This window comes from Saccharibacillus sp. JS10 (genome assembly GCF_024436065.1).
Lineage (GTDB): Bacteria > Bacillota > Bacilli > Paenibacillales > Paenibacillaceae > Saccharibacillus.
The window spans coordinates 76,567-95,771 of sequence record NZ_JANFNS010000002.1; the positions used below are offsets into that span (position 1 = coordinate 76,567).

Below are 19,205 nucleotides of genomic sequence, written 5' to 3' on the forward strand. Positions count from 1 at the left end.
GTGGTTTTTGAAATGTTCAAATGGATCCGTTTTAATAATATGCCACTGAAATTCAAAATGTTGCTTCCTCTGATTGCTCCTTTGCTGGCGTTGGTATTGCTTGCAACGTTGTCGGTCGCAATGGTCTCCCAATTGTCGGATCGTTTGATTGATCGTCTCTATAACGAAGCACATCAAAGCGTAGCTTGGCTGCTGAACGCAGATCGCGATTTTTATCAAGCCTTAACCGATCAGCAATCGATGGCAGCCGCATCCGGGCAAGCTTTAACAGACATCAAAGCCGATTACGAAGAAAACGTTGCTCAGACAGCAGAACGAGTGGGTAAAGCAGAAGACATCATGAAAGCGCACCCAGAAAGATTCGAAGAATACAAACATCCAGAATCCGGGCAAACAGCGTTCCAATTGTTCGATGAATTCGAAAATAGTTTCGACACATGGAAAACAAGCGGAACGATGGAAGCTTTCGATACTGCTCGCGACAAAATCAATCAGATCGAAGAAATTCTGGATACGTACAGCAATGATGTAATTGCGGAAAGCCGGGCTTATCAACAGCAACTGGAATATATCATTTGGATTGGGCTTGGCGTATCGCTACTGATTTCCGCAATCGTCGGCATTATCGTAATTCGTAATGTACGCAAACGTACGGATGTTGCAGTCAGTTTGATTCGCAAAACCGCGGAACTGGATCTTAAGTACGACGATTCTTACGAACACTTTTTAAGTGAAAAAGACGAATTTGCTTTGTTGATCCGTTCAGAAGCAGAAGCTCGCAAAGCTTTCCGTGAAATTATCGAAGACGTACAACGCGAAAGCCGCGATATTCAGGAAGTTATGGACAATGTGTCGGGACGCATGGCGAATCTCGACGATAGCGTGCAAGAAATCTCGGCAACGACGCAGCAATTATCGGCAGGAATGGAGCAGACTTCTTCGTCTACTCGGGGAATGAGCGAGACTTCGTCGGAGATCGGTAGAGCGCTGGAATCGATCGCGCTGAAAGCTCAAGAAGGCGCTCGTTCGTCGGAACAACTCAGTATTCGTGCATCCGAATTGAAATCGACATTCCAACAATCGTATCAAGCAGGAAATGCTTCGTATGAGTCCGTAAAAAGCAATCTGGAGCAAGCGATGGAAGAATCGCGTGCGGTCGAACGGATTACGTTGCTTGCGGAATCGATTCTGCAAATCACGGCGCAAACGAATCTGTTATCGCTGAATGCGTCGATTGAAGCGGCTAGAGCGGGTGAAGCTGGACGCGGGTTTGCCGTCGTGGCTGCCGAAATTCGCAAATTAGCGGAAGATTCCAAAACCGCTGCTGATGAAATTCAAGAAGTGACAGGAGCTGTGCTGAATTCGGTAGGCAGCCTGAAAAGCAACTCCGAAAGTCTGCTTCAGTTTTTTGCAGCGAGTGTTCAAAAAGATTACGCACTTATGCTGCGTGCTTCGGAAGAGTATGCGGCAAGCGCAGATGAGACTGAAGCTTCTTCCACAGATTTGAGCGCGACAACGGAACAGTTGTTGGCTTCGATGGAAACATTGGTCAAAGCAACAAATGAAATCGCAATGTCCGCAAAAGAAGGCGCAAGCGGAACCGGTACAATTGCGGAAAAAGCAGGATTGACCGCAGAAAACGCATCCGATGTACTCGGCGGCATTCAATCGTCTAAACAAGGCGTTGAAACGTTGGCACGTTCGGTAGAGAAATTCAAACTGTAAGACTTCAGAGGATCAATCGAATGTTGAAAAAGAGATGCCGCCAAGGTATCTCTTTTTTGTAAGCTCTATATCGTTCTTGCCTATGGTCAACAAAGTTTGGTCCAGGTTAGACTATTTCACTAGGCATACAACGTTCCCCTACGGCTATAATGTTGCTGTAGACCCACTGCAAACTCGCTTGTTATGATGAACAACGTTCAGGAAATCAGCGACTTGGAGGCACCTACTCTCATGGTGGATGTATACGAAAAAATCAAAGAAGGCGAACGCGGAGCTTGGGTCAGTATTATCGCGTATATCGTGCTGTCTGCGGTTAAGCTTACGATCGGCTATGTGTTTTTTTCTAGCGCTCTAAGAGCAGACGGCTTAAATAATTTGACAGACATCGTGGCTTCGATCGCGGTATTGATCGGGCTGCGCATTTCGCGGAAACCGCCGGATCACGACCATGCGTATGGGCATTTTCGCGCCGAAACGGTTGCGGCATTGATCGCGTCCGTCATTATGGCTTTTATCGGTCTGGAAGTGTTGGTCGGAGCGGCTCAATCGCTTGCGAGCGGTACGGAAGAAGCGCCGCAAGCTTGGGTAGCGGCTGTCGCTTTGGGTTCGGCAATTGTGATGTACGGCGTCTATCGATACAATCGCGACCTGTCGATCAAAACAAACAGCCAAGCTTTGATGGCGGCGGCAAAAGATAATTTGTCCGATGCGCTCGTCAGTATCGGTGCGGCAATCGGGATTCTCGGTTCGCAGTTCGGGATGCCGTGGTTAGATGTTGTGACGGCTTTTGTCGTCGGGCTAATCATTTGTAAAACAGCATGGGAGATCTTGAGTGAATCGCTGCATCGGTTGACAGACGGTTTTGACGAAAAAGAGTTGGATGAAATTCGACAAGCGATTGCAAATGTGGAAGGGGTAGAATCTGTTCGCGAAATCAAGGCGCGAGTAAATGGAAGTCAGACTGTGTTAGACGTGACGATTGAAGTTCCGCGCGATCTGAATATCGTAGAAGGTCATGATATTGCGGATCGGGTCGAAGCCGAAATGAAAGAGAATCATTCGATTTATTTCGTCAGCGTGCATGTGGAGCCTGCGGAATAACATCAAAGCAAACTCAGTGCAGCGGTTTTTTCGTTTCAGCTTCAAGAGGACGGGTAAAGATTAAGCAATCATAGACTGCCTATTTGAAGGAGGAAAGTATCCGATGGGAAATCCGAAAGCCTTGATCTCTGGAGGAAGTATTGCAGGTTTGAGTACCGCATTTTGGTTAAGCCAAGCCGGGTGGGACGTTACCGTGCTGGAACGTGCTGAAGCATTTCGCGACGGTGGGCAAAATATCGACGTTCGAGGAACCGGACGCGAAGTACTGAGAAAAATGGGGCTCGAAGATCAAGTGCGCGCAAATACGACGACTGAAAAAGGAACCGTATTTGTAAATGAAAAAGGAAAAAAAGTAGGTGCTTTCCCGGTTGAAGATTCCGACGGAATGACGGCAGAGCTAGAGATTTTGCGCGGCGATCTGGCACGTATCGTGCTTGAAGCATTGCCAGATCAGGTTGAACTTCGTTACAGCGATTGGATCGAGAATGTGAATGAACGCGGGGAACAAGTCGACGTGACTTTGCATTCCGGCAATATCGAAACTTGGGATTTGCTGATTATTGCTGAGGGAGTTCGCTCGAAAACACGCGATAAAGTCTTTCATCATGAAGTATCTCGAAAGGAACTTCGTTTAAATATTGCCTACGGCACGATACCTCGATCTTCACAAGACGATGATTGGTGGCGTTGGTACACCGCGACAGAGCGGCGTCAAGTTTCGCTCCGTCCTGATAATCAAGGTAGTATTCGTGCAATGCTTGCTTTTAGCAGTGACGATCTTAACCTTGCTGCGATTCCGGTGACGCAAGCACAATCTGAATTGCGAGAAATGTTCGCAGATGCAGGCTGGGAAGCAGAGCGAGTATTGGATGGATTTGCGAACTCTGAAGATGTGTATTTCGACTATTTGACGCAGATCATGATGTCTACATGGTCAAAAGGCGCCGTATGCGTAACCGGAGATGCCGCTTGGTGCGTAACACCTTTGGGCGGCGGCGGTTCTTCGTTAGCGTTGATCGGCGGATATGTGCTCGCCGCATTTTTATCTCAAGCTTCGGTTCATGAACCGGGAAGTATCAAGTCTGCTTTAAAAAACTACGAAGACTGGATGCGACCTATAATCGAAGACTCGCAAAGCTTGCCGCCGGGCGCACCCAATCTATTTTATCCGCAAAGCAAAGTCGGGGTTAGTACGATGCAGACGATGATTCGAATCGCAAGCTTGGCTCCGTTTCGTAAATTGGCGGCTCGAATCGGTCACGTCGCGAGGTCGAAGCAACAACTTCCGGAGATGATTATAGCCAAAGAAAAAGTGACCGTGTAATCGTCTCAACAATAGAACTTATATTCATCAAAAAAGACTTTGTCTAAGCGCTGTTACGCGTAGAGACAAAGTCTTTTTATTGGAATGATTTATTTTTAACAAGAGTTTGTGCATGTTCGATCTATTAAACTTTGCCCAGTTCTATATCCTTTTGTTGATCGCGTCGACCGACGCCGAGTACCAGCAAGAAGCATAAGAACAATACGATAGCCGCTGAAGCATAAGGATAATTGATATTCACATCAAATAAAGCTCCGGCAACGATAGGTCCAGCGATATTACCAAGACTGCTGTATGCCGAGTTCAAGCCAGCGGCAAACCCTTGTTGATCGCCGGCGCGTCTCGAAATTTGTGTACCGATCGCCGGACGCAAAATATCGATAGCCAAAAAGACGATAAATGTCACGGTCACAATCAACCAATATTCATGGACAAACAGCGTCATCATCACAAAAATCGCCGCCGCCGCAAGACAGATCGAGATGACTTTTTGCTCGCCGAAACGATTCAGCAGCCAGCCGAAGACGGTTGCTTGAACGACAGCGCCTGCGATCGAGCCGAATGTAATAATGATCGCAATATCTCGCGCGGTGAAGCCGAATTTATGATCGACGAACAATCCGAATACGGTCTCGTAATTCGCAAGCCCGAACGCACTGACAAATACGATCACCAGACTTAAAAAATAAGGCGTGCGATACGAAGTCAGCAATTGTTTGAATAAACTTTCGCGTTTGCCGACATTCGCCGCAGCAATCTCCGCGCGGCGCTCGACGCTCAGCGATTCCGGCAAAACAATCAACGTGATAATCCCCGAGATCAAAGCCGCGATCCCCGCAGCGAAAAACGGAACGCGAATCCCGAATTCGACCAAAAATCCGCCGATTCCCGGCCCGATAATAAAGCCTGTCGTAATCGCGGCGTTAATATATCCCATGCCTTTGGCGCGTTCTTCATCCGTTGTAATGTCGGCGGTATACGCCATAACGGCTGGCATGATTAAAGCCGCGCCGACGCCGCCCAAGATACGCGAAACGAACAGCAACCAAGGAGCTTCGGCAATACCGAACAGAAACTCCGATACAGCGAAGACCATCATGCCGACGATAATTACTTTTTTACGACCGAGCTTATCGGACATCCGTCCGGCAAACGGCGAGCAGATTAACTGCGAGACAGAGAATGTCGCAACGAGCAACCCGACGATACTGCCGCCGATTTGCAACGTATTCATGTAAGTCGGCATAATCGGTACGACCAATCCGATGCCGGTAAAAACGAGGAAAATATTGAACATAAGCAGCAGGAGCGCCGCTCGATTGCGAAGCATTAAAGCCATGATGACATCCTCCATAGTTCTGTCGATATTCTTTTTTAACTTACAGACTGAATGTTCGGTCTATATTAAGGCTGCCGAAATCATGAATTAAGATTCCGGTTTTGCGGCAATCCCATGTAAAAAGACTTGGATTGCCAATCGGTACGTATCGAGTGCTTGCGTAATATCGATGCGGGGACATATTTTGCTCAGCCCGATCACAAGCGCTTCCAATACGATAGCGAGACTTTGTACGTCGGTAGCGCGGAATTCGCCGCGATCTACGCCTTGTTGGATCAATGTGCGATTGAATGACAGATGTTCCGCGACCATCTCCGCAATGCGATCTTCGACTTCGCAAGTTTTATCATCGCCGGTGAAAAATTCGTCAGCCGCTTTCGTTAACGGATGGTTTAAGTCTTCGCGTACCATCTGCTCGGCAAAGCCGTACATTTTATCCGCAGAGGTCGTGTACAGGTGTTCTTTTTCTTTCCATTTCGCAATCCATTCCCGGTCCCATTCGTCCAACAAATATAAAAATAAACCTTCTTTGCTTTTGAAATGGTAGTAGAGATTGCCTTTGCTACTTCCGGTTGCGGCGGTGATTTCTTCGATTGAAGTTGCTTTATAACCTTTTTGCACAAAAAGATTTCGTGCGGCTTCGGCTATTTTTTTGCGCGTTTGTTCGCTTTGGATTTGCTTTTTATTCACATGAACTCACCCTGACTTTCTGGTTGGAGGTTTATGATAATTTCGTATACTGAACGTTCGGTCAATATCTTATCAAATTCTAAAAAGAACTGCAATTGTCCAAAAAAAAGAAAAGGTTTTGAAAGGTTGATCCTTTATACTTTTGATAAGGGAAAAATATTACATCGATATAGATTGGAATGTTAGAGATGAATTTACGAAATGAGATCCAAGCCAGCATAGAAGAATACGGAAGTACGATCAAAGTTATAGACACAAATTTATTAGATGAAGAAAAAGGTCGGTTCAGAGTACTGAGTTTTGCCGACGACGATATTCAAGGCGTGATCGATCTGGATGATCCCAAGCGTATCGTACTGGAATATCCTCGCGCGATTATTCATTTGATGGAACAAAATTCGCCAGACTTCGAGCGTGCTTTTATTATTGGGCATGGAATCGGTACGATAGCCGGATATTTTGGCGATCGGGATATGCGTACGGCAGAAATCAGCCCGACCATTGCTCAGTGGAGCCGGACGTATTTTGGATATGACGGTGCTGAGGTTCAGGTCGGAGACGGTCGTGAGCTGTTGGAGCAAGAACCGGATGGTTCGCTGGATTGTATCGTGTTAGACGCGTTTACCGAAAAAGGTACACCGTGGCATCTGTTTACTTCGGAATTTTGGAATCTTGCGAAAAAAAAGATGAATGAACGCGGGATAATTTTGCTGAATGTGTTTGGACGCGGACAACGCGATTCGTTTGTCGATGCGGTATGGGCAGGAGTGTCGGAAGTTTTTGAGCATACGCAAGCTTTTGCTTTGCCGCCTGACGATCCGCGCGATACGACGAATCGGATTCTTGTAGGAAGTAAGCGCGAGGTATCGTTTAAACTCGGTCAGATGGCTGGATTTCAGATTTCAGAGCCGGATATCGGGACGGTTCTTGAAGACGAGATGTTTGGATATGCGCAGAAGTAAATGACGGGGAGTGAAAAAGATGCTGGCGTTGAATAGCCCTGAATGGAGCCGTCTAATTAGCGCCGCTGGAGATGGGGATGAAGTTGTTAATTTGCTACGCCAATTGCAGAGCGATCAAGCAAATGAAGAAATCCGGCAAGAGCTTTTGGAGCTAATCTTGCATCAAGATACGATCTATACGTCTACGTTGGCAGCGATGCCGTATTTGGCAGAACTTGCGGAGAGCACTGAACATATCGATACTCTTGTTGACCTGTATATCTCTTGCGGGTGGATAGAAGCTAGCCGGCAGCACGGATCGGATCGATTGGATATTGCTTCTTCAAGTGAATTTTTTGCGGAACGACAACCTTTGCTTACAGCGGAAACGACTGCTCGGATTGCAAAAGGTTATAAACAGGCTTTGGAGCGAATAGGCAGCTTGTATGCAACATTCAGTCAACGAGCTTCTGATTCGGAAGTGGTCTATCTGCTAGCGGCACAGGCTGCTTTTGCAGGTGAAATGACTGTGGCAAGGTTGCTTTTTACTCATCCCGAAGGCGACGAATATAACGGGAATTGTCCGTCTTGCGAAGTGGATTGGTATCTATGGCAGAGACAATCGAATGTTACTGAATGGGTGATATATGCGCAAGATCCTGTATATGCGGATCAAGAGCAGATGGTGTGCTCGGAGGTACAAGCGGCATCGCCATCTCAGTTGCGAGTAGAACTTCGAACCTTGCTGGATAAAGCGAAAAAAATCGGCGCAGTACATCTTGCCGAGACCGTTCAGTTTTTGGACGGACTTGCGGTTTGCCCGGATTGTGGGGAAAAGCAGTCGGTGTGGGCGGCGTTGGGTTAGGGAGAGAGTAGCAATAGACAGAGCATATAAATGGAGGCGAAGTCCAATCATTCATACAGATAAAAAGATGTTGGCTAGAGAAAAAATCGCTTTGGCTACACTGATTTTATACATATTTCCTTATACTGCGGTGCTGATGGAGATTCATTACCGGGGGGAGCTGATTTTAGGATATTTATTGATTCTTTTAGTTACCGTTTCATTGACGATTGCCATTCAGATCTATGGATCGATCATTTATCTGGTCATAGGAAGCGTAATCTCACTGTATATTTCTTACCGCTTTATAACGGAATGGGCACAAAGTTCATCAGCTTGGACTGCCTTTTTCGAGCCGTTCTCACCTATACAAGCTATGTTTATATACGCGAGTTCGATATGGATTCCTCAGGTGTTGACTTGGACAGTTGTTAGCATATGGCGAAGTCGGAAAAATAGCGCTATACGAACTGGGGGTTGAATAAATAAAGGTATAAGATCGAAGAGCTGAGTGCTCCCCTCTTCAAGGTTCGCTTAGCGCGAGCACCGATTTTGATCCACACATAGTGAAGGACCCAAAATCTGGTGCCTTGTTCAGAAAATGTTCAGAACGCTATTGTATAGTACATTTTGCAAGCTGAAAAGTTTGTTACGGAGTGATCTCATATACAGAGGGGAAGAATGTACATTTATGAAAAGGCTTCTGAAACCTGCACTGTCTAAACGTGCCGAAGTAAAAGGTTTGCTGAAGAAAACAATGCTAGGTTCGTTGGTCGGTGTGACGCTTTTGGGGACATTGCCGGGCACAATCGGTGTAACATCAGCAGAACCGCAAGAAGTTCAACGTCCTTTGGTTTTAAAGGGGGGCTGGCAGCCTGCGCTGAAAGAAATAAGCGTATGGAACAGTACGCAACCAATCAATCTGGATAAACCGCGTGGATTGATCGCTGTATCTACTCCGAATGAATTTGAAGATACTTTGAGTTCTACGCTTCTTTTGAGTAACTTCTCAAATCCTTCTCTTGTTTTTGGGAATCAGCAAATGAATCAAGAATATATATTCAATCAATTATATGCTTTTACAAATCCGAATGCCGGATTGGTCATTAAAGATTTAACGATAGAACCGTTCGCTCATGTAGAATCTACACCGCCTTTGTATGGTACCGGACAAGAATTGAACGGCTCGACTGTAAGCGGTCAATCGAATGTTTACCGACTTTTTGTCGATTCGATGGGAGTCACGTCTATGCCGCTTTTAAGCGCTGATGCAATTCCAGATGCCGAAGGTATCGATTATGATCCAGTTAGCGAAGCTTTGTACGTAGCGGGTGGATCGGATAAAACGATTTGGAAAGTGACGGAGAACTTTAACAGATTGGCTAACGAAGATTCGGTCTTGGATTCTAATTCGACTACGCCGGAAAGCGATGAGCTAAATCCAGCAGACTCCGAAAATAATGATCCGAATCCAAGTAATGAAGAAGCAGATACCAACAACGAAATCCATACAAACTCTACTGATGTTCACATTATGACTCCAGTCCAGTATACGGCAGAGCCGGTTTTCACCTTTGAAACGGGTTCGGACGTATCGGATGTTGAAGTCGTCAACAATGAGGTATACGTAGCGGATAAAGGGCTTAACCGTGTCGTTAAATTTGACCTTTCAGATCCTACGAAATCCGAAACGATTGCTTCTAATCTAAGCAGACCTGAGTCGATCGCGGTAGACAACAATCAAAATGTCTACATCGCGGATACAGGCAATCATCAATTGAAAAAATATGAAGCTTCTACGAAAACGGTAAGTGTTGTTGCAGGAACCGATAAACAGCGCGAAGGCGAACGGTACGAAGGGGTTCCTGCTGTACAGGCGACACTTTCGGAACCAACAAGCGTAGCGGTGGATCAAACGACAAACAAAGTTTACTTTACCGATTCGAGTCGCGTGCAGACGTTAGAAGATCAATTCTTTTATAAGCAAGAGCGAGACCAAGAAGGCGCAGTCTGGAACTTGGTAGAGAATGCCGAAGGTCTGGATCATATGCGAGATAATTTGAGTGGCAACTATCGCCTGACTACAGATATTTCTTTTGAAAAATCAAACTCTTTTTGGACAGCGATTGGTCCAAATGGTGAATTGCCGTTTACAGGTAATTTTGACGGTGCAGGTCATACGATTAACGGATTGACTATTTCCGCAGAGTTTGAAGAATCTTATAGAAGCGGTCTTTTTGGATATCTAAGTAAAGCAACGGTCAAAAATGTTCGTCTAAAAAATATCGATTATACGAACTCTGGAAATATTGGCGGTGTAGCAGCTTACGCAAGAAATTCGACCATTGAAAAAGTTTCTGTTGAAGGTCAGATTCGAAGTCAAGGAAATGGTAGCGTAGGCGGTCTGATCGGACAAGCCGTAGATACTTCGATCAACCAAAGCTACTTCAACGGTAAACTTGAAAGCGGAGGAGCTATCGGCGGTCTTGTTGGTAGCATGGATATACTGCGTGTAGTCAATGCGCAAACGATCCAAAATAGTTACGCATGGTCTGAAATCACAGACAATTCGTATCTACTACGTCGCTCTGGTGGAATGACGGGCGGAATTGTAGGGGTGTATAACTACGAGTACGATTCCAGTGCTAATGTCATTCAAATTCCAATCACTTTCAAAAACACGTATGCTTCGACTGAATTCAAAGGTCAACTTCCTTCATTAGTTCCTTCTTCGGGAGCTCTGTTAGGCGGACCTTTTGAAGGCGATGCATTCGATATGCCTGAGATGCAAGGGAAAACATCCAGCTATTGGGACGGTACTTTCCCATCTACAGAAATTTCGAAATTCGCTAAAAAGTTGACGACGGAACAAATGAAAACCAAATCTTCATTCGAAGGCTGGGACTTCGATCAGATTTGGACGCTTGAAACAAAAGACGCAAAACGTGGCGGCTACCCAACGTTGAAAGCTTTTGCTAAAGAGCAAGTAACACCAGCTCCAACACCTACACCTGTACCAACACCTGTACCAGCACCAACGACAGGCGGAGGAACTTCGGCGCCAATTAGTACACCGGCTCCAACCAACACAACGACGATCAACGTCAATGTGCAAAACAATACAGCAAATAACGGTTCTGTAGTGGCATCGCTCGCGATCACACGGACTAAAGGCGCAGACGGTTCGCTGAAAGACCAACTGCAATTCACACCAGCTAAAGCGAAAGAAATTATTGATTTGCTGAAAACAAGCGGTTCGAAAACGGCTGCAATCGTCTTGCCAGATGCGGCAGACGAAGTGTCGGAATGGAGCGTAAACGTTCCTAAAGACGCATCGAACACGCTGACTAGCGAAGGCGTAGAACTGGTCATCTTGAATCCGAATGTCAACATTAAAGTACCGGCTTCGTCCCTAACGGATCTGACAGACGATCTCTACTTCCGTCTGACACCGGTGAAAAGTACAGCAACAAGCACCGAGATTCAAAATCGTGCGCTAAGCAATCCGCAAATCGTGGCATCGGCAAACGGCGGCAACATCACCGTAGCAGGTCGTCCGATGACGATTGAAACGAATCTGCAAAGCCGTCCCGTGACGCTGACCTTGCCACTTGCGCAAATCGGCATCCTGACAGCAGCGCAACAACGTAAACTGGGCGTCTATATTGAGCACAGTGACGGTACGAAAGAATTGGTACGCGGTACAGTGGTAACACAAGCAGACGGCAAACTCGGTCTTGAAATTACGGTGAACCATTTCAGTACATTCACCGTTGTAGATGTCGAGAAATGGGGCGGATCGCTGAACGCATCGCCGTATATCATGGGCTATGCAGACGGCAGCTTCAAGCCGGCACAAGCGATTACGCGTGCGGAACTTGCGGCAATCGTCGGACGTATCACAGGCGTAACGCAAGGCAATGCAACATTCAGCGACGTGAAAAACGGAAGCTGGGCAGCAAGTGTGGTAGGACCGGTTGCGGCATCGGGCATTATGACCGGCTACAATGATGGCACGTTCAAACCTAACGCGTCGATCACGCGCGGTGAATTGGCTGCGGCACTGGCGAAATTGTTGCCACAAAGCGGGCTGGAGATGAGCGGTTCAAGCACTGGATTCAGCGACTTGGCAGCGAATCACTGGGTCACGGAAGCAGCGAAGCAATTGCAAGCGGCAGGCGTAGTAACGGGTTATGCGAATGGCAGCTTCAAGCCGGAGCAGAACGTAACCCGTGCGGAAGCCGTGACGATGATCAATCGTCTGGTGGGCTTGGCGAACTCGAACGCAACGTCGGGCACATGGAGCGATGTGGCGAGCGGGTACTGGGCTTACGATGCGGTTCGTGCAGCTTCGATGCAGCGTTAAGACCTAGAGATTAAGGTCATACCGTACCAAATGATTAAAACGAAGGAGACCGGGCAGATGCCTGGTCTTTTTCTATTCTTAAAAACGTTTAAGCCGAATTTTCGGCTAACGTTTTTGGGGGGGAGCTAGGCGCTCCCCTTTTTAAGATCTGCTTGGCGCAAGCGCCGATTTTGATCCACACATGGTGATGGACCCAAAATCGGGCGCTTTGTTCAGAAAATGTTCAGAGCCCAATGCTATATTGCTATTTGAACAAACTCTGGAGTTGGCAATGATAATTCACACAAATAGGGGATGAGTATGAATGTCACAAAAAGGATTTGAATTTTTAAGGTCAACAAGATTTAACGTGAAAAATGTATTGAAAAAAGTAGCCATCAGTTCTTTGGTTGGCGCTACGGTTTTGGGGACACTGCCAACGTTGGGTGGGGTCACGCATGCAACGGCGTTGACAGCGAATGATGGAAAAGTCTATTTAGATGATTTTTATGTTAAAGTCGATGAAAATTACGTTTACCCACAAAAACCTAGAGGTGTAGTTGCAACTACGCTTCCTGGAGGGGCTAAGCCAATGACTATTGTTGCATTTAGTGATTATCTCGATAATGCCGTTTATCTAGGTGCAGGTCTCCAAAATGCAATTAATTTTTCTAAATTTAAACCCCAATATGAAAACGATCCTTTAAGATTTAGAGATTTAGTTTTCGATACGGTAGATATGAAGTCAAGCCCTAAAATCTATGGCTCGGCTCTAGGGGAAAACGGAAATAGTCGAAACGTATACATGCTTAGCGTAAAATCGGATATGACCGCTATTCCATTACTCGAACCTGGACAACTTGAAGATCCCGCAGGAATCGACGTGGGTTCAAACCATGAGCTTTATGTAGCTGGAGGAAGCGATCATACGATTTGGAAACTGACGCCTAATCCAGATTACGGACAAACTTCAATTACGGAAGAAAGCAATGACGATTCCAATTCTGACAATAGCATAGCTGATACGGAAAATAGCGAAGTGGCAGAAGAAAATAATGATCCGGTAGTAGAACCGACAACTGAAGAGACTCCAGCAACAAGCGAAGAGACTCCTGCAACAGGCGACGAACAAAGCGACAATCAGTCCGAGATGTCTGCTTCGCATGAATTTTCTACGCTGAATACGTCCAATTCTGACGTCAATGTGCAAGGAGCGCCTGCTTCCCGTTACATTGCACAAAAAGTGATCACATTAGGCGAAGACTCAGTATTGAGTGATGTTGTATACGATGGCATAGGCTCACTTTATGTAGCGGATATAGGGTTGAATCGTATTCTCAAAGTCGATATACAGAGTTCTCCTGTTGAAGAAACTGTATTATATGATATTGAATTGAATGGACCACAATCGATCTCTTTGGATAACAGTAATCATTTGTACGTAGCAGATACGTATAACAATAAAGTGAAGATTATCGACACCGTAACGAAGTCTAAAGAAGAAGTTACGACCTCAACAGGTATGTATTCGCTTGATTTACCAACAAGCGTGGCAGTTGATAAAATTACGGGAACCGTTTATGTCGCTGATAATCATCGCATGCGAACAATTTCGAATCGAGTCATCTATGAGCAAAAGCAAGATACTCAAGGTAAAACGTGGAATGTAGTCAAAAATGTAAAAGACCTGCAAAATATAAAATATGATCTGAGTGCTAATTATGTGCTAGCTAACGATATTTCGTTGGAAGGCGTGAACACAGATCAAGGTGGATGGGTACCGATTGGTGGGTATGCTCCTTTTTCTGGTTCGTTTGACGGAGGAAAGCATACGATTTCTGGTTTGACCTCAAATAAGACGGAAGAAAGAAGAAATGGACTTGGTCTTTTTGAGCAATTAATCGAAGCTACAGTGAAAAACCTTTATTTGACGGATGCAAATATCAACGGTAATAGCAGTCTTGGGATTTTAGCTGGCGAAGCCTATGACTCTACGATTAAAAATGTTCAAGTACAAGGAAACGTGCAAGGAGGACGATATTTAGGTCTTCTGGTTGGAGAATCTGCTGGAAGTACGTATATCAACAATAAAGTAACAGGTAGAGTTGGTATCTCGGCAGAAATTGAGGAACATGATGACGATACCAGACAGCTCGGCGGTTTGATTGGCAGTGGCAGTCATGAGACTATTCAAAACAATACAGTTCAAGCCGAAGTAGTTGGAATATATGACAGTAACGATGTCGGCGGATTAATTGGACGATTAGAAGAAAGTGGAGTTGTGCGTCAAAATGCGGTCACAGGCATGGTTTCGGGTAGCGCTTCGGTCGGTGGTCTTGTTGGTCGCTTAGAAACTGACGAGAACACAATTGTGTCCGACAACTATACTTGGAGCAATATTTTAGTAAACAACGATTCGGAGTATGTAGATGAGGAATACTTTGGTAGCTCGATCGGTGGATTCATTGGCGAGCTTCATAGCGATTGGAGTGATCAAACAAGCGAGAAAACGCCGCTGATCAGCAAAAACTACGCTTCTAATACCGTAAGTCGCGTAAAAGAGCATGAAGTTGGCAATAAATCGGAAGTAGATCCTTTTGTTGGAGACGATCGTGTTCTAAGTCAATTTGAAGACTGGGAAGATGAAGGTTCAATTCCAGAAGAGAAACCTTTGGAAGTCCTCTTTAACGATAACTTCTGGAATCAAGAGAAATTTGCAGGAACTGATCGCACTTCGAATTACGCTACAGGTCTCAAAGACATAGACATGAAGACACAAACAACTTTCACTAACAAAGGTTGGGACTTCGATAATATCTGGATTATGGGAGAATCGTCGAATGTTTCTTCGTATCCAGTGCTTCGACCTTATAAAGACGAAGATGTAACACCGATCCCAGACCCGGATCCGAACCCGACTCCGGTTTTGGCAGCACCTCAAAATGTTCAAGCATTCGCTCAAAATGCCAAAGCACAATTGAGTTGGAGCAGTGTAGCTGATGCAACAGGTTACGACGTGTATCAGTTCCAAGGAACTGCGGCACCGAATGATTCTAGCCAATGGATATTGATTGGTGAAAACGTACCGAATGCGGCTTATCTGGCGACTAATCTTACAAACGATAAAGCTTATGTATTCGCGGTGAAATCGTTGCGTTCTAATGAAAAATCGACATTCTCAAGCGCATCTGAGCAAGTTACGCCAAAAGGTCCAGCTCAATACGAATACGAGAAAAAAGAAATCAATGGTGTTCTTTGGAACGTTGTGAAAACTCCAGCCGATTTGGATCATATTCGCGACGATCTGACAGGCAAATACGTGTTAAACGGAAATATTTCGAAACAAGATTTGAATCAATATTTGCAGACTCAAGAACAAAATTCTTGGACACCGATCGGTCACGAAAAAGAAGGATTTAGCGGATCGTTTGACGGTGGCGGTCATACTATCGACGGTTTGAAAGTTGACGGCGAGCAAATGGATTTGACAGAAGGCGGATTGTTCGGTTACTTGAATAATGCGACTGTCCGCAATATTCGTTTGACGAATGTTCAAGTTGCGCCTTCTTACACGTCCGGCGGTCTTGCTAGCGAAGCCGTTCAATCGACTATCGAAAAAGTTGCGGTCGAAGGTACGGTTAGAGGCTCGATGTATGTAGGAGGTCTGATCGGACAACTGTACGACAGTACGGTAAGCGAAAGTTATTTCCAAGGTAAAGTAAGCGGTCACGGCTTATTAGGCGGTCTGATCGGTTCGATTAATATGAATAGCGGCAAAGGTGAGCATTCGATTTCCAATAACTATGCTTGGGCAACCGTAATGCCGGATTTACCAAACCTATTGGCTCGCAGTATGAGCACGAGATCGGGCGGTTTTACTGGAGAAGTGAACTATCAATTCTCGCAGCCTAACGGAGCCAACGTTTCGGTTAAACCTGTCGTTTTCAAAAATAACTACAGTTCTTCGGAAGTTTTTGCACTTGCCTCTGTTATGAATAGCGAGATTATCATCAACAACATGGATATGTTTGCAGATGCTTGGCCATTCGAAGGTCCGAGTTTTGAATCCGATACGGCTCGTGCTTTGTCTAACTATTGGGATGGTACCTATATCATGCCAACGAACCAAACTTCGGAATTGGCTAAAAAGCTAACGACGGAACAAATGAAAACCAAATCTTCTTTCGAAGGCTGGGATTTCGACAAGATTTGGACGCTTCAAACGAAAGATGCAAAACGTGGCGGCTATCCGACATTAAAAGCTTTCGCTACTGAGCAAGTTACACCGACGCCAACTCCGACACCAACGCCGTCAACAGGCGGAGGAAGTTCGGCGCCGATCGGTACGCCAGCTCCAACGAACACAACGACAATCAACGTTAACGTGCAAAACAATACCGCAAGCAACGGCTTGGTCGTGGCTTCGCTGGCAATCACACGGACCAAAGGCGCAGATGGTTCGCTCAAAGACCAACTGCAATTTACCTCGGAAAAAGCGAAAGAAATTATCGATTTGCTGAAAACAAGCGGTTCTAAAACAGCGGCAATCGTACTTCCAGATGCAACAGACGAAGTGTCCGAATGGACAGTCAATGTGCCTAACGACGCATCGAACACGCTGACAAGCGAAGGCGTAGAACTGGTCATCTTGAATCCGAATGTCAACATTAAAGTACCGGCTTCGTCCCTAACGGATCTGACAGACGATCTCTACTTCCGTCTGACACCGGTAAAAAGTACAACAACAAGCACCGAGATTCAAAATCGTGCGCTAAGCAATCCGCAAATCGTGGCATCGGCAAACGGCGGCAACATCACCGTAGCAGGTCGTCCGATGACGATTGAAACGAATCTGCAAAGCCGTCCCGTGACGCTTACCTTGCCACTTGCGCAAATCGGCATCCTGACAGCAGCGCAACAACGTAAACTGGGCGTCTATATTGAGCACAGTGACGGTACGAAAGAATTGGTACGCGGTACAGTGGTAACACAAGCAGACGGCAAACTCGGTCTTGAAATTACGGTGAACCATTTCAGTACATTCACCGTTGTAGATGTCGAGAAATGGGGCGGATCGCTGAACGCATCGCCGTATATCATGGGCTATGCAGACGGCAGCTTCAAGCCGGCACAAGCGATTACGCGTGCGGAACTTGCGGCAATCGTCGGACGTATCACAGGCGTAACGCAAGGCAATGCAACATTCAGCGACGTGAAAAACGGAAGCTGGGCAGCAAGTGTGGTAGGACCGGTTGCGGCATCGGGCATTATGACCGGCTACAATGATGGCACATTCAAACCCAACGCGTCGATCACGCGCGGTGAACTGGCTGCGGCACTGGCGAAATTGTTGCCACAAAGCGGGCTGGAGATGAGCGGTTCGAGCGCTGGATTCAGCGACTTGGCAGCGAATCACTGGGTCACGGAAGCAGCGAAGCAATTGCAAGCGGCAAGCGTAGTGACGGGTTATGCGAATGGCAGCTTCAAGCCGGAGCAGAAGGTAACCCGTGCGGAAGCCGTGACGATGATCAACCGTCTGGTGGGCTTGGGAAATTCGGGCGCAACGTCGGGTACATGGAGCGATGTGGCGAGCGGGTATTGGGCTTATGACGCGGTTCGTGCAGCATCGATGCAGCGTTAAGATCTAGAGATTAAGGTCATACCATACCAAATAATTGAAACGAAGGAGACCGGGCAGATGCCCGGTCTTTTTTTGCATAGATTAAAGATAAAAGCTTAAAACTAAAAGCTTAAAAACGTGTAAGCCGACTGTTCGGCTAACGTTTTTGGGGGGAGCTGGGCGCTCTCCTTCTTTAGGGTCCGCTTGGCGCAAGCGCCGATTTTGATCCGCACGTGGTGATGGACCCAAAATCGGGCGCTTTGTTCAGAAAATGTTCAGAACTCTATGTTATATTGATTCCGTTGTAACCCGCAGGAGAACCCCAACTCTCTCCTCGGTACCCCGTCGAAACCACCCCCAACTCAAGGTTTCGAGTAATTTCTAGCACTCGCGCTACCCTCCTCTGCGCGGGTGTTTGTCATGTTTATCTTTATTTCTTGTCTTTTTTACATCGCTTGCTTGCCAATATGCAGGAATACGGGTAATGAAAAGAAGAGAATATTTTCCAAGCCCCTCCAACATTCAATGTTCATGTCTCTCGACACCTATTTTATAAAGAAAGGTGTGACCGCTATGAATCGCATCTCTCGTATAATCTTACTCGTCGTCTGGTTAGCTTTTATCGGATATGCGTTGTTTTTCGCACCAGGAGCAGGTAGTGGGCAAGATCCGTGGCTGATGCCGCTTATCACGATGCAAGCGAATGAACCTTCGTTGATCGCCATGTTTAGTTTGCTGGGCGTGTTCCCTTTGGCATTCGCATGTATGTTACTTCGGCACGACGATCGCAAAGTTCCGGCTTGGCCGTTTGTTTTGCTTTCTTTTGGATTTGGTGCATTTGCGCTGTTGCCGTACTACATTCTCACTTCGCATACCCATGCAGGTTCGCATGATCTTCGATTATCGGAAAGATTGCGTAAAGCGACAGAATCTTCCGTCATGCACAGCATTCTTTTTGTACTGGCTGGGCTACTCATGGTTTGGGGATTGGCTTTCGGGGATTTCGGCGTATATCAGGAAGCATTCCGTACTTCGAGGTTTGTGCATATCATGACTATCGACTTTTGTGTGTTGACCTTGCTGTCGGTGTATGCAATTTATACAGGGTCTCGCAGACGTTCGATGCCGCAAGCGATGGCGCTGCTCGGTCTGATTCCGATCTTGGGGTTATTGATCTATATTTGGATGACGCGTATGGATCAGAGTGCTTCGCCTTATGTCCCATCGACACCCAAAGCCAAAAATAAGCGTAAAGCTCGTATCGGCTAAAACCTCT

General features: G+C 46.3%; 10 protein-coding genes. 8 read left to right on the plus strand and 2 right to left on the minus strand.

Annotation, left to right across the window (positions count from 1 at the left end; genetic code table 11):
- The first annotated feature begins 12 nt into the window (after window positions 1–12).
- From NOM90_RS05845 to NOM90_RS05855, 3 genes are all read left to right on the plus strand, one after another.
- The gene (locus NOM90_RS05845; RefSeq protein ID WP_255940661.1) at window positions 13–1,725 is read left to right on the plus strand and encodes a methyl-accepting chemotaxis protein; all 1,713 of its coding nucleotides are present in this window, start codon (window positions 13–15) and stop codon (window positions 1,723–1,725) included.
- 231 nt (window positions 1,726–1,956) lie between these two features.
- Entirely contained in the window at window positions 1,957–2,826 is an 870-nt protein-coding gene (locus NOM90_RS05850) for a cation diffusion facilitator family transporter (RefSeq protein ID WP_305120937.1), read from the plus strand.
- Between the two features lie 103 nt (window positions 2,827–2,929).
- A complete protein-coding gene (locus tag NOM90_RS05855) occupies window positions 2,930–4,150 on the plus strand; it encodes an FAD-dependent monooxygenase (RefSeq protein WP_255940662.1) in 1,221 nt (406 codons plus the stop codon).
- A gap of 124 nt (window positions 4,151–4,274) precedes the next feature.
- Here NOM90_RS05855 and NOM90_RS05860 read toward each other — a convergent pair whose 3' ends face one another.
- Together NOM90_RS05860 and NOM90_RS05865 are read right to left on the minus strand one after the other, a co-directional pair.
- The gene (locus tag NOM90_RS05860; RefSeq protein ID WP_255940663.1) at window positions 4,275–5,489 is read right to left on the minus strand and encodes an MFS transporter; all 1,215 of its coding nucleotides are present in this window, start codon (window positions 5,487–5,489) and stop codon (window positions 4,275–4,277) included.
- A gap of 87 nt (window positions 5,490–5,576) precedes the next feature.
- Window positions 5,577–6,179 (minus strand): TetR/AcrR family transcriptional regulator, encoded by a 603-nt coding sequence (locus NOM90_RS05865; protein ID WP_255940664.1) that lies wholly within the window; start codon window positions 6,177–6,179, stop codon window positions 5,577–5,579.
- A gap of 188 nt (window positions 6,180–6,367) precedes the next feature.
- On the opposite strand from NOM90_RS05865, the gene NOM90_RS05870 reads away from it, so the two are divergent.
- From NOM90_RS05870 to NOM90_RS05890, 5 genes are all read left to right on the plus strand, one after another.
- On the plus strand, window positions 6,368–7,141 hold the full coding sequence (locus NOM90_RS05870) for a spermidine synthase (protein ID WP_255940665.1): 774 nt from the start codon (window positions 6,368–6,370) through the stop codon (window positions 7,139–7,141).
- Between the two features lie 19 nt (window positions 7,142–7,160).
- The gene (locus NOM90_RS05875; RefSeq protein ID WP_255940666.1) at window positions 7,161–7,985 is read left to right on the plus strand and encodes a hypothetical protein; all 825 of its coding nucleotides are present in this window, start codon (window positions 7,161–7,163) and stop codon (window positions 7,983–7,985) included.
- 670 nt (window positions 7,986–8,655) lie between these two features.
- Window positions 8,656–12,330: an S-layer homology domain-containing protein gene (locus NOM90_RS05880; protein WP_255940667.1), complete on the plus strand. Its 3,675-nt coding sequence runs from the start codon at window positions 8,656–8,658 to the stop codon at window positions 12,328–12,330.
- Between the two features lie 571 nt (window positions 12,331–12,901).
- Window positions 12,902–17,950 carry an S-layer homology domain-containing protein gene (locus NOM90_RS05885; RefSeq protein ID WP_255940668.1) on the plus strand — a complete coding sequence of 1,683 codons (5,049 nt, stop codon included), beginning with the start codon at window positions 12,902–12,904 and terminating at the stop codon, window positions 17,948–17,950.
- A gap of 552 nt (window positions 17,951–18,502) precedes the next feature.
- A complete protein-coding gene (locus NOM90_RS05890) occupies window positions 18,503–19,198 on the plus strand; it encodes a hypothetical protein (RefSeq protein WP_255940669.1) in 696 nt (231 codons plus the stop codon).
- Window positions 19,199–19,205: the final 7 nt, after the last annotated feature.

Excerpts from the sequence above, each read along its gene's own strand:
- NOM90_RS05845 (WP_255940661.1), top strand. The coding sequence starts at position 13 with ATGTTCAAATGGATCCGTTTTAATAATATGCCACTGAAATTCAAAATG.
- NOM90_RS05850 (WP_305120937.1), top strand. The coding sequence starts at position 1,957 with ATGGTGGATGTATACGAAAAAATCAAAGAAGGCGAACGCGGAGCTTGG.
- NOM90_RS05855 (WP_255940662.1), top strand. The coding sequence starts at position 2,930 with ATGGGAAATCCGAAAGCCTTGATCTCTGGAGGAAGTATTGCAGGTTTG.
- NOM90_RS05860 (WP_255940663.1), bottom strand. The coding sequence starts at position 5,489 with ATGGCTTTAATGCTTCGCAATCGAGCGGCGCTCCTGCTGCTTATGTTC.
- NOM90_RS05870 (WP_255940665.1), top strand. The coding sequence starts at position 6,368 with ATGAATTTACGAAATGAGATCCAAGCCAGCATAGAAGAATACGGAAGT.
- NOM90_RS05875 (WP_255940666.1), top strand. The coding sequence starts at position 7,161 with ATGCTGGCGTTGAATAGCCCTGAATGGAGCCGTCTAATTAGCGCCGCT.
- NOM90_RS05880 (WP_255940667.1), top strand. The coding sequence starts at position 8,656 with ATGAAAAGGCTTCTGAAACCTGCACTGTCTAAACGTGCCGAAGTAAAA.
- NOM90_RS05885 (WP_255940668.1), top strand. The coding sequence starts at position 12,902 with ATGACTATTGTTGCATTTAGTGATTATCTCGATAATGCCGTTTATCTA.
- NOM90_RS05890 (WP_255940669.1), top strand. The coding sequence starts at position 18,503 with ATGAATCGCATCTCTCGTATAATCTTACTCGTCGTCTGGTTAGCTTTT.